Annotated in this window: 11 protein-coding genes; 6 read left to right on the top strand and 5 right to left on the bottom strand. The window is 61.9% G+C overall.

What is annotated here, in order from left to right; genetic code table 11:
* Positions 1-296 precede the first annotated feature (296 nt).
* From J2X35_RS09805 to J2X35_RS09785, 5 genes are all read left to right on the top strand, one after another.
* Positions 297-1,889: an ABC transporter substrate-binding protein gene (locus J2X35_RS09805; RefSeq protein WP_056114578.1), complete on the top strand. Its 1,593-nt coding sequence runs from the start codon at positions 297-299 to the stop codon at positions 1,887-1,889.
* A gap of 110 nt (positions 1,890-1,999) precedes the next feature.
* Positions 2,000-3,007 carry an ABC transporter permease subunit gene (locus J2X35_RS09800; RefSeq protein WP_056114581.1) on the top strand — a complete coding sequence of 336 codons (1,008 nt, stop codon included), beginning with the start codon at positions 2,000-2,002 and terminating at the stop codon, positions 3,005-3,007.
* 3 nt (positions 3,008-3,010) lie between these two features.
* On the top strand, positions 3,011-3,928 hold the full coding sequence (locus J2X35_RS09795) for an ABC transporter permease subunit (protein WP_056114584.1): 918 nt from the start codon (positions 3,011-3,013) through the stop codon (positions 3,926-3,928).
* Between the two features lie 3 nt (positions 3,929-3,931).
* The gene (locus tag J2X35_RS09790) at positions 3,932-4,777 is read left to right on the top strand and encodes an ABC transporter ATP-binding protein (RefSeq protein WP_056114587.1); all 846 of its coding nucleotides are present in this window, start codon (positions 3,932-3,934) and stop codon (positions 4,775-4,777) included.
* Entirely contained in the window at positions 4,777-5,607 is an 831-nt protein-coding gene (locus tag J2X35_RS09785; protein WP_310184684.1) for a dipeptide ABC transporter ATP-binding protein, read from the top strand. Before J2X35_RS09790 ends, J2X35_RS09785 begins: the two co-directional genes overlap by 1 nt.
* An 18-nt stretch (positions 5,608-5,625) precedes the next feature.
* On the opposite strand, the gene J2X35_RS09780 is transcribed toward J2X35_RS09785, so the two are convergent.
* The 3 genes from J2X35_RS09780 to J2X35_RS09770 all read right to left on the bottom strand — a co-directional run bounded on the left by J2X35_RS09780 (position 5,626) and on the right by J2X35_RS09770 (position 7,328).
* Complete coding sequence (locus tag J2X35_RS09780; protein ID WP_310184682.1) at positions 5,626-6,306, bottom strand: RES family NAD+ phosphorylase; 681 nt, start codon at positions 6,304-6,306, stop codon at positions 5,626-5,628.
* The gene (locus tag J2X35_RS09775; protein ID WP_310184680.1) at positions 6,303-6,656 is read right to left on the bottom strand and encodes an antitoxin Xre-like helix-turn-helix domain-containing protein; all 354 of its coding nucleotides are present in this window, start codon (positions 6,654-6,656) and stop codon (positions 6,303-6,305) included. Before J2X35_RS09775 ends, J2X35_RS09780 begins: the two co-directional genes overlap by 4 nt.
* A 201-nt stretch (positions 6,657-6,857) precedes the next feature.
* Positions 6,858-7,328 carry a MarR family winged helix-turn-helix transcriptional regulator gene (locus J2X35_RS09770; protein WP_310184677.1) on the bottom strand — a complete coding sequence of 157 codons (471 nt, stop codon included), beginning with the start codon at positions 7,326-7,328 and terminating at the stop codon, positions 6,858-6,860.
* 126 nt (positions 7,329-7,454) lie between these two features.
* Between J2X35_RS09770 and J2X35_RS09765 the strand changes: the two genes are divergently transcribed.
* Positions 7,455-9,233, top strand: a complete 1,779-nt coding sequence (locus J2X35_RS09765; RefSeq protein WP_310184675.1) for a chloride channel protein — start codon at positions 7,455-7,457, stop codon at positions 9,231-9,233.
* A gap of 104 nt (positions 9,234-9,337) precedes the next feature.
* Here J2X35_RS09765 and J2X35_RS09760 read toward each other — a convergent pair whose 3' ends face one another.
* Both J2X35_RS09760 and J2X35_RS09755 read right to left on the bottom strand, forming a co-directional pair.
* Complete coding sequence (locus tag J2X35_RS09760) at positions 9,338-10,018, bottom strand: ZinT family metal-binding protein (protein ID WP_405023203.1); 681 nt, start codon at positions 10,016-10,018, stop codon at positions 9,338-9,340.
* A 570-nt stretch (positions 10,019-10,588) separates the two neighbouring features.
* Positions 10,589-11,599 (bottom strand): virulence RhuM family protein, encoded by a 1,011-nt coding sequence (locus J2X35_RS09755; RefSeq protein ID WP_310184671.1) that lies wholly within the window; start codon positions 11,597-11,599, stop codon positions 10,589-10,591.
* Positions 11,600-11,609 lie beyond the last annotated feature (10 nt).

The following is an 11,609-nucleotide window of genomic DNA, read 5'->3' as shown; positions in this document are numbered from 1 at the left end:
CCGAATTCTTGGCCTGGTTCCTCCACTCTATCTATGGCGACAATCCGGGGACAAGCAAGTGGTGCCGCAGGGGTAGCTTGGCAGAGATCCCTGCAGGGGCACGTTGTCGGGCATCGATAGCGCTGCCTCGCAGACTCGGGCTTTGCCGGTGGAAAGCAATACCCGGTTAAAGGCGGATCGTCGCCGCTGCTTCCGTTAGGGTAAACCGCAGGGTGTTCCAAAGCCAAATGAACGGTGCTTATATGCTGCCTTCACGAGCCTGAAGAGGGGCTTGTAAGAAAATCAGGGAGTGCTCAATGAAAACGAAACTGGCTTTTGCGGCTGCCTTGCTGGCCGCAACCATGCTGGGCGGCGTGGCCAACGCCAAAACGCTCGTCTATTGTTCGGAAGCTTCGCCGGCAGGCTTTGATCCCTCGCCGTGGAGCGGCGGCAACGATTTCGACGCATCCTCGCGCACCATCTATTCGCGGCTGGTCGAGTTCGATAAGGGCAAGACGACCATCTCGCCGGGCCTTGCCGAAAGCTGGACGGTTTCCGACGACGGGCTGGAATACACGTTCAAGCTGCGTCCGGGCGTCAAGTTCCAGACCACCGACTATTTCACCCCGACCCGCGACCTCAATGCCGACGATGTGAAATTCTCCTTCGAGCGTCAGTGGAAGAAGGACAGCCCCTGGTACGAATATCTCCCCGGCACCGGCTGGGAATACTTCACAGGCATGGGCTTCCCCGACCTGCTGAAGGAAATCGTCAAGGTCGATGATCTGACGGTCAAGTTCGTGCTGACCAAGCCGGAAGTGGCTTTCCTTCCCGACCTTGGCATGGATTTCTCGTCGATCGTTTCGAAGGAATATGCCGACCAGCTCGAAAAGGCCGACACCAAGCAGCAGTTCACCCAGAAGCCAGTCGGCACCGGCCCTTACCAGTTCGTCGACTATCAGGTCGACGCGGTCATCCGCTACGCTGCATGGGACGGCTATTTCGGCGGCCGCCAGAAGATCGACGACCTGATCTTCGCCATCACGCCCGATCCCGCGGTGCGCGCGCAGAAGCTCAAGGCCGGCGAATGCGATATCATGTCGTACCCGGCGCCCGCCGACATTGAGGGCCTCAAGGCTGACACCAACCTCAATGTCGAGGAGCAGGAAGGGTTGAACATCGGCTACATGGCCTACAACACCACGCTGCCGCCGTTTGACAAGGTCGAGGTCCGCAAGGCCCTCAACATGGCGGTCAACAAGCAGGCCATCATCGACGCGGTCTATCAGGGCGCCGGCCAGGTGGCCAAGAACCCGATCCCGCCGACCATGTGGTCCTACAACGACGCCATCAAGGACGACGAGTACAATCCTGACGAAGCCAAGAAGATGCTCGAGGCCGCCGGCGTGAAGGATCTTTCCATGAAGATCTGGGCCATGCCGGTCAGCCGTCCGTACAACCCGAACGCCCAGCGCGTCGCGGAACTGATCCAGGCCGACTACGCCAAGGTCGGCGTCAAGGCGGAGATCATCAGCTACGAATGGACGGAGTATCGCGAGCGCGGCAAGGCCAAGGACCGCGACGGCGCCTTCCAGCTCGGCTGGACCGGCGACAATGGCGATCCGGACAACTTCCTGTTCCTGCTGGGCTGCTCGGCTATTGGCCAGTCCAACTACGCGATCTGGTGCAACAAGGAGTTCGAGGACCTGCTGCAGAAGGGCAAGGCCACCACGGACCAGGCCGAACGCACCAAGATCTATGAAGAGGCGCAGGTCGTGTTCAAGCGTGAGGCTCCGTGGCTGACCATCGCCCACTCCAAGGTGTTCATGCCGATGAACAAGAAGGTCTCGGGCTTCGTCATGGATCCGCTCGGCATTCACCGGTTCGACGGCGTCGACGTCACCGAGTGACCTACGGCAATCGAGCGATCGCGGCGCTGGACTCGCGTCCAGCGCCGTTGTCTTATCCGATAAGCGTATCGGTAACGTTCTAGGATTGGTCCTAGCCGGGTTGACTGAACATGTTCCGCTACCTGCTCCATAAGCTGGCGCTGATCGTGCCGACTGTCATCGGCATTTCGCTGGCGGCGTTCGCCTTCGTCAGGCTGCTGCCGGGCGATCCTATCCTGGCGCTCGCCGGCGAACGCGGCGTCAGTCCGGAGCGCTACGCCGAACTGATCGAGCGCTTCGGTTACAACCGGCCCTATATCGTCCAGTACCTCGACTATATCGGCAATGTGCTGACCGGCGACTTCGGTATCTCCATTGCCACAAAGCGGCCCGTGTGGGGCGAGTTCATGGCGCTGTTTCCGGCAACGCTCGAGTTGGCAGTGGTGGCGCTCATCATCGCTGTCGCCATCGGCATCCCGGCCGGCATCTTCGCCGCCGTCAAACGCGGTTCCTGGTTCGACCAGGCCACCATGGGCGTGGCGCTGACCGGCTATTCCATGCCGATCTTCTGGTGGGGGCTGTTGCTGATCATCTTCTTCTCCGGCTATCTCGGCTGGACGCCGGTCTCGGGCCGCATCGGGCTGCAATATTTCTTCCGCCCCGTCACCGGTTTCATGCTGATCGACAGCCTGATCGCCGGCCGGCCCGGCGCGTTCTCGTCCGCCGTCAGCCATTTGATTTTGCCATCCATCGTGCTGGCGACCATCCCGCTCGCCGTCATCGCGCGCCAGACGCGTTCGGCCATGCTGGAGGTACTGGGCGAGGATTATGTCCGTACGGCCCGCGCCAAAGGGCTGGCGCCGCGCCGCGTCGTCGGCCTGCATGCCTTCCGCAATGCGCTGATCCCGGTGGTCACCACCATCGGCCTGCAGGTCGGCACGCTGATGGCCGGCGCTATCCTGACCGAGACGATCTTCTCCTGGCCCGGCATCGGCAAATGGATGATCGATGCCATCGGCAAGCGCGATTATGTCGTGGTCCAGAGCGGGCTGCTTATCATCGCGCTGATCGTCATGGCGGTGAACCTGCTCGTAGACATGCTCTATGCCGTCATCAATCCGCGCATCAGGGTGCAGTAGCCAATGACCGATCAGTCCGCAGGCGAAGGCACCGCCGCCACGCTTCCGCCGGAACCGCGCAACCGCGGCCTGGTCGAGTTCTGGCACTATTTCTCGATGAACACTGGCGCGGTGATCGGGCTGGTCGTGTTCACGCTGCTGGTGCTGATGGCGATCTTCGCGCCGCTGGTCGCGCCGCATCTTCCCGACGAGCAGTTCCGCGATTCGCTGCTGACGCCGCCTGCCTGGCAGGAGGGCGGCAAGTCGATGTTCCTGCTCGGCACCGATGCTGTTGGGCGCGACATGCTTTCGCGGCTGATCCACGGCGCGCGCTATTCGCTGTTCATCGGCCTGGTGGTCGTCGTCTTCGCCCTCGTCAGCGGCATCATTCTCGGCGTCCTGGCGGGATATTTCCGTGGCTGGGTCGATGCGCTGATCATGCGGGTGATGGATATCATCCTGGCGTTCCCGTCGCTGCTTCTGGCGCTGGTGCTGGTGGCGATCCTCGGTCCCGGCCTGTTCAACGCCATGCTTGCCATCGCGCTGGTGCTGCAGCCGCACTTCGCCCGATTGACCCGCGCCGCCGTCATGGCCGAGAAGAACCGCGAATATGTCGTCTCGGCCAAGGTCGCAGGCGCCAGTCATCTCAGGTTGATGCTTGTCACCATCCTGCCGAATTGCGTGGCGCCGCTGATCGTGCAGGCGACGCTGTCCTTCTCCAACGCCATCCTGGAGGCCGCCGCGCTCGGCTTCCTCGGCATGGGCGCGCAGCCGCCGACGCCGGAATGGGGCACGATGCTCGCCTCGGCGCGCGAGTTCATCCTGCGCGCACCCTGGGTGGTGACGTTCCCGGGCCTTGCCATCCTCATCACCGTGCTCGCCATCAATCTGATCGGCGACGGTTTGCGCGATGCGCTCGATCCCAAGCTGAAGAGGTCGTGAGCGATGCCGCTTCTCGATATCAAGAACCTAACCGTTTCCTTCGACACCTCGACCGGACCGTTCATGGCGGTGCGGGGCATCGACCTGTCGGTCGAGCCACGCGAGGTGCTGGCGATCGTCGGCGAATCCGGCTCTGGCAAGTCGGTGTCGATGCTGGCGGTCATGGGGCTGCTGCCGCCGAGCGCCATCGTGAAGGCGGATCGCATGGCCTTCGACGGCATCGACCTGCTTGGTCTCAGCCCTGCCGCGCGCCGCAAGATTGTCGGCAAGGACATCTCGATGATCTTCCAGGAGCCGATCGCCAGCCTCAATCCCTGCTTCACTGTCGGTTTCCAGATCGAGGAAGTGCTGCGCTTCCACATGGGCATGGACCGGGCCGAGCGCCGCGCCCGCGCCATCGAGCTGATGACGCTGGTCGGCATTGCCGAACCGGAGGAACGCCTGAATTCCTTCCCGCACCAGATGTCGGGCGGCCAGTGCCAGCGCGTCATGATCGCCATCGCCATTGCCTGCAATCCCAAGCTGTTGATCGCCGACGAGCCGACGACGGCGCTCGATGTGACGATCCAGAAGCAGATTCTCGACCTGCTGGTCGGCCTGCAGGAAAAATACGGCATGGGCCTCATCATGATCACCCACAATATGGGCGTCGTCGCCGAGACGGCGGATCGGGTCATCGTCCAGTACAAGGGCCGCAAGATGGAGGAGGCGGACGTGCTGTCGCTGTTCGAGAATCCGAAGAGCAATTACACGCGCGCGTTGCTTTCGGCGCTGCCCGAGAACGCTGTCGGCGACCGGCTACCGACTGTTTCGGATATGATGTTCGAACCGGCGCCGGGAGCGGCCTGATGGCCAGGATCGTACTCGACGCCCGCAACATTGTTCGGGACTACAACGTCGCCGGTGGGCTGTTCAGAGGGGGGCGCACTGTCCATGCAGTCAAGGGCGTCTCCTTCACGGTGGAGCAGGGCAAGACGCTCGCCATCGTCGGCGAGAGTGGCTGCGGCAAGTCCACGCTCGCCCGCATCGTCACGCTGATCGATGCGCCGACCGCCGGTGACTTGTTCATCGACGGGGAGAAAGTCGATATCGCCCGTCACGGCCTGTCGAAGGAGATGCGCCGCAAGGTGCAGATCGTCTTCCAGAATCCCTACGGGTCGCTCAATCCGCGCCAGAAGATCGGCGACATCCTCGGTGAGCCTCTGAAGATCAACACCGACACCCCGGCGAGCGAACGACGCGACCGCGCCATGGCGATGCTGAAGAAGGTCGGGCTTGGGCCTGAGCACTACAACCGCTATCCGCATATGTTCTCCGGCGGCCAGCGCCAGCGCATCGCCATTGCCCGCGCCCTGATGCTGAACCCCAGCCTGCTGGTGCTGGACGAGCCGGTCTCGGCGCTCGATCTGTCCGTGCAGGCGCAGGTGCTGAACCTGCTGGCCGATCTGCAGGACGAGTTCAAGCTGACCTACGTTTTCATCAGCCACGATCTGTCTGTGGTGCGCTATATCGCCGACGATGTGATGGTGATGTATTTCGGCGAGGCGGTGGAGTACGGGCCGCGCGACGCGGTCTTCACCAACCCGCGGCACGCCTATACGCAGACGCTGTTCGCCGCCACGCCGCGCGCCGATGTCGAGAGCATCAAGGCGCGGCTGGCAAGGAAGAGAGCGGCCTGACCCATAGGGGCGGGGTCGTCAGACCGTCGTCACCGTGTAGCCGGCCGATCCCGTCCAGGACAATTTCCACCGGGCAGCGGGGCGCACATTCTGCACGACATGCGGCTCGAAGGCGACGAGGCAGGTGCCGCCGCGCCGGCGTACCGATGGATAGACGAGGCCGCGCGACCCTTCGTGCCTCAATTCCCGGGCCAGTTGCTGACCGGCGGGATAGGCCGAGGCCGGGTCAGGACCGAGACAATCCGGCCTTGGCTTCATTTTTCGCAGATCATGAAAATCGCCGATAAACCCGGCGAGCAGCGCTTGGTAGATCGCCTCGTCCTCGAAGCGGCCGATATTGGCGAGTTCGCGGGTGCGGTGAAAGCCCACCTCGGCAATGGCTGTACCCTCATCGAAGGCGCAATACCATGCGCCGCGGTCGCCGCTGTTGAAGCGGTTGCCCTCGGCGCGCGTATAAGTGAAGGCGGCGTTGATATAGGTGCGGCCCCAGGCCTGGAAGATCAGTTCGCGCGGATGCAGCGAGGCAAGCCCTGATCGCTCCGCCTGCAGCCGCCGGTTGGTCAAGCCTTCGAGGTCCTCGAGGATTTGCAACTCCTCATCCGTATCGACCAGCACCTTCAGCACCGGAGGCTTGAAGTAGGCAGTCGATATCAGGCGGACGGTGGCCGGCTGGGCCACGGCCGTCAGCGGCGGGATCACACGCCGCCCCGCAGCGCATCGACATAATCGCGCGTTTGCAGGATGGCCGGCAAGCCCGAGCCAATCATCACGTCCTTGGGTGTCTGGCCGCCGAAGCTCTGCCCTTCATTGGCCAGCCCAACCCACTCGTCGGCCAGCGGATTACTGAAATAGAGATGCAGCGCCTTGTAGAGCCCGGTGACGCCGCTGATGCGCAAAAGCTGGTCTTTCGACAGGCGTCCCGACCAGTTGCCTGCCTTCATGCGTGCCCAGGTGCGTGGTGAAACGTCGATCAGGCCCGCCGCCTCCTCATTGCGCAAGCGCCATGCGGCGGCAATCCGTGCATAGGCCTTGGCGGCCGTGCCGGCCACCTCCTCTTCGGTCCAGGTAAGACCCGCGGCAGGACCGTCGGAAGGTTCGCTCCGGGCGGCTCTCGTTGCGGCCAATCGTAACGCATTTCTTGCCATGTGGCATAAGATAGCACGCCATATGGCATACTTCAAGCAAAGGCATTCAATCCGGATTTCGCGCCTTCGTCCTCGGGAAATCAAGTCCCATGACGGAGGCCGCAATCAAGCGGCTGGCGCGGAACCGTCTTCGTCCCCGTGCCTCAGCAGCCGGCGCAGCATCGGTTCGATGCGGTCGAGTTCGTCGAGATGGGCGGCCGAAAGGTCGGCCAGGTGTGCCTCCGCGCGCGGCGTGAGGTTCAGCACGACGCGGCGGTGGTCGGCCTTGTCCTGATCCCTGGTGATCAGGCCTGCCTCGCAGATGCGGTCGACCAATTCGACCGCGCTGTGGTGGCGGATGCGCAGGCGCTCCGCCAGCTTGCCCACCGTGACCGGACCCCCGCCGGGATACCCCTTGATCGCCAGCAGCGCCTGGTGGTGGCGTGGGGTCAGGCCGGCAAGCCTGGCCTTTTCCTGGCTGAACTCCAGGAAGAGCCGGATCAGATGCCGGAATTCCGACAGCCTTTCGTAATCCGATTGCCGGATGGCCGGCCGTTTCCTCGAAGGTCTGTCATTCGGGTCCGGTGTATCCGTCATGGCGATTTCCTCGGCAACAAGAGGCTTGAGAATTTATATCGTATTACGATATAGGTCTACCGCAATGGGCGCGATGTCCGACACCAAACATATGGCCGTTGCGCCTCGAGTAAGAAAGCGGTTTCCATGCAGTCCGGACAATTCAGCCATCGCCGGCTCGGCGATTTCACGACCGACGCCCGTGTCCTGTTCATCGCCGCCATTGCGGTGGTGGTGGCGTCGGTCGCTCTGGTCGCTGGCATCATTCTGTTGAAGCTCATCCAGCTGGCGACCAACATCGCCTATTTCGGGCAGTTCGATTTTTCCGACCTGAAGCCGGGCGACAACCATCTCGGCTATGCAGCCGTACTTATTCCGGTGATCGGAGCGCTGATCATCGGCCTCATGGCGCGCTTCGGCAGCGAGAAGATCAGGGGCCATGGCATTCCCGAAGCCATCGAGGCGATCCTGCTCGGACGTTCGCGGCTCGACGCCAAGGTCGCCGTGCTGAAGCCGCTTTCCTCGGCGATCTCGATCGGCACCGGCGGACCCTTCGGCGCGGAAGGCCCGATCATCATGACGGGCGGCGCCATCGGCTCGCTGATCGCGCAGTTGCTGCCGGTCAGCGACAATGAGCGCAAGACCCTGCTGGTGGCGGGCGCTGCGGCAGGCATGACCACCGTCTTCGGCACGCCGATCGCCGCCATCATGCTGGCGGTCGAACTGCTCCTGTTCGAGTGGACGCCGCGCAGCTTCATTCCCGTCGCGGTTGCGGCCATCGTGGCAGAGGTGGAGCGCACCCTGCTGCACATGCCGGCGCCCCTGTTTCCCTTCGCCGGCAGCATCGACGTCTCGCTCGCCGCCTTGGGCGGCTGGGTCGCCATCGGCGCCGCCGCCGGCCTGCTGTCGACGCTGCTGACGCAGATGGTCTATGCCTGCGAGGATGCGTTCCTGAAATTGCCGATCCACTGGATGTGGTGGCCCATGCTGGGCGGCCTCGTCGTTGGCATCGGCGGCCTGATCGAGCCAGATGCGCTGGGCGTCGGCTACGATAACATTTCGAGGCTTCTGGAGGGCAATACGCTGGCCGCGGCAGCGCTCGTGCTGCTGGTGGTCAAGGCCATCATCTGGTCGGTGGCGCTCGGTTCGGGAACCTCGGGCGGCGTGCTGGCGCCTTTGCTGATCCTTGGCGGCGCCATGGGCGCCATGCTTTCGGGCTTCCTGCCCGCGGCCGATCCCGGCCTGTGGGCGCTGCTGGCGATGTCCGCAACCATGGGTGGCACCATGCGCGCGCCGCTGACGGCAACCTTCTTCGCCGTCGAACTGACCGGCAACACGCACATACTGGTGCCGTTGATCGCCGCTTGCGCGACCGCTCATGCGGTCACGGTATTGGTGATGAAGCGATCCATCCTGACCGAGAAAGTGGCGCGGCGAGGTCATCATCTGGTGCGGGAATACCGCGTCGATCCCTTCGCGCTGACGCGCGTCAGCGAAGTGATGACGGCCAAGGTGCAGACGGTTCCAGGCTCCATGACGCTTCACGGCGCGGCGCTGTTCCTGACTGCGCCGGATACGTCGCATCCGAGTTTTCCGGTCGTCGATGACGGCGGCCGCGTGCTCGGCCTGATCGATCCGCCGGCCATCCTGCGCTGGCGCCGCAACGGCCGGCACCGCACGACGACGCTTGCCGAACTGCTTGCCGGCAGCAAGATCATGCTGGCCCATCCGGATGAATATCTCGAGGCGCTTTCGGACAAGCTGCTGACGGCGAATGTCTCGCACCTGCCCGTGGTGTCGCGGGACGATTCCAGGTTGGTCGGCTATATCGGCTGGAAGGACCTGATGCGGGTCCGGTCCCGCCAGCATGAGGCGGAGACCAGCCGTTCGGCGCTGCTCAGCTTCAGAAACCGGAAGGGGGGCTAAGCTATTGGCAGCAACGAATAAGCATCGCGGCGGCACACGATGCGGATGGGGAAGGCCCGCGGGGCTCTGTCGGTGGAAGTCTGCTTGCCTGCTAAGGTAAGTCTTCAGTGCGCCAGCATCTCGCTGACGATCTGGTCTCCGCTCAACGACGACGGATAGTAGGTTGGCCAGTTGTCCATCTGCTTGAGGAGCGCGGAGCGGTCGTCTCCCCAGTAGAGATGAAAATGGCCGGCTTTGGCTGGTGCGATCCCGTGATCGCTGAACTGGATGGACTGGGGAGCGCCATCGTCACCCTGCACTTTCCTGAAGATGTAGCGGACACCCCTGTTGCCCCTCTTGTAGGCCAGGATTTCGTGCCCGTCAGTGACATATTTTGCCTTGGCCGGCTTGTCGCCCCGGTGAAAGGTCACGGTGTCTCCGGCAATGACGATTTTCGAGACGTCCGTCTTGTAACCGGCCTCGTAATAGGCGCGGTATTCGTCAGCCGTCTTGTCTCCGGCTTCCGCCTTGTGCGCCAGAACCGGATCCAGCGTTCCATCCTCGAGGTAGGGGTAGAGCGACTGCCAATCGCCTTCCCAATCCGCCAGCGACCGGTCTTTCACCTGGCCATCTTCGAAATATCCTTTGGAGGCGGCATCCTTTGCAACATCGCCAGAGGCATGGTCATGGCTGTGACTAGGCGCCTTTTCAACAGCAGCGGCCGGCTGCGGAACAATTTGGGCGGCCATCAACAGCCCCATGGCTATCGACAGTGCGCCGGCACACTTCAGACTTAAGCCTCGCATCATTCTAGTCCTTATCGGTTTCGGGAGAATATATGTAATGTTATTTTATTACAAATAATCTGATAACGCCCTTTGACGGCGCTGGCAAGCACGAGAATGCGCATCAGGTGCAATCTTTGATCGGAGGACGAAGGGCATGTTTGGAGGGGCGCGACGCCGCAAGCAAGCATGGTCCGCGGCAAGCGGCTCTACGATACTGACGATCTCAAGGAGTGGTGGTGCCGCTTAGGTGACTCGAACACCTGACCCCATCATTACGAATTGTTTTTCGTAGCAATATCAGAGATTTAGACGCTCTACGAAATCGTTGGACCCTACTGGACAAGCCATTGGCTGGAATCCACTTTCGGGAGTTGAGAGGTAGCACAGGGTATCACCCGGTTGCCACCCCTTTGATCCCGCGACACTACTAGAAGCCTACAGTTCACCGCGTGCCCTACTAATCGGCACGGCACCCCGCCGGACCTCCCCCCTTCAACGGCGCGCACAGTTCGACGCGGGAGCGGGAGTCCGTTGGCGTCGGGATGTCCTGAATTCCCGAGTTTCTTGACGTTAGTGGCCTGACTCTGCTCAGCGCCGGTCTTTGGTGGTTTTTGGTACGTTGTCGGCGATCCGTTTCAGTTCATCTACCTCATCAGTCTTCATATCGGCCAAGCGGTCGGCCTCCTTTCGCCCGGTATCAAAGCTCTCATAGCGAGCCTCCGCAATCTGGGTGGCCTGCTTGTGAGATACGGACCCCGCGTTCTTCAGGACATTTAGTTCGTTGGAGCGCAGGAAAGTGTCCAGCACACTTTCCCATTCAGCCAACTGCATGGTCTGCCGGCGTCTGGCGCGCAAATCGGCCGTGTCCAGAAACATCGTGACGATGAGGTTGAGTTCCGAAATCTCCGGCTGTGCGAGATAATTCTTCGCGGTCACGACATCGCCCTTGCGCACTCGCGACCCTTTCCATGAGGTCAATCCCATATTTGGTGCAGCGGCGTCAGCGCGAGCGACGATAAGCTCAGCAGCGGTATGACCGGTAACTGCGTGCAGCATCTTGTTCTGGATCGTCGCATAGAACGTGGTCACGGATTTCGAACTGGGATCGTAATCCTCGCTAAGCGCCAGAATATCCCGCACCTTTTGATAGAAGCGCGCTTCCGATGCCCGGATGTCGCGGATGCGCTCAAGCAGCTCGTCGAAATAGTCATAACCCGGCTGTTTTAGCCGGGCATCGTCCATCACGAAGCCCTTAATCAGGTACTCGCTCAACGTCGTCGTTGCCCACCGGCGGAATTGGACACCGCGAGCCGACCTAACGCGGTATCCTATGGCGAGGATCATATCGAGGTTGTAGTGGTCAACCTGATACGTCTTTCCGTCAGCGGCAGTGGTTGCAAAATTTGCAACAACTGAATCCTCGGCTAACTCCCCGTCGTCGAAGATATTGGCGATGTGTCGGGAAATGACGGACTTGTCCCGCTCAAACAGGTCAGCGATCCGGTTCAGCGAAAGCCACACCGTACCGTTCTGCGCGCGCAATTCGATCCTCTCGCGCCCATCGTCGGTGGTGTAGAGGATAAGGTTGCCGTCAGACATTGATACCGAT

The sequence above is a fragment of the Mesorhizobium sp. BE184 genome (genome assembly GCF_031457045.1).
In the GTDB taxonomy this organism is placed as follows: Bacteria; Pseudomonadota; Alphaproteobacteria; order Rhizobiales; family Rhizobiaceae; genus Mesorhizobium.
The sequence above is the reverse complement of the archived record's forward strand: the minus strand, read 5'-3'. Positions and strand labels throughout refer to the sequence as shown.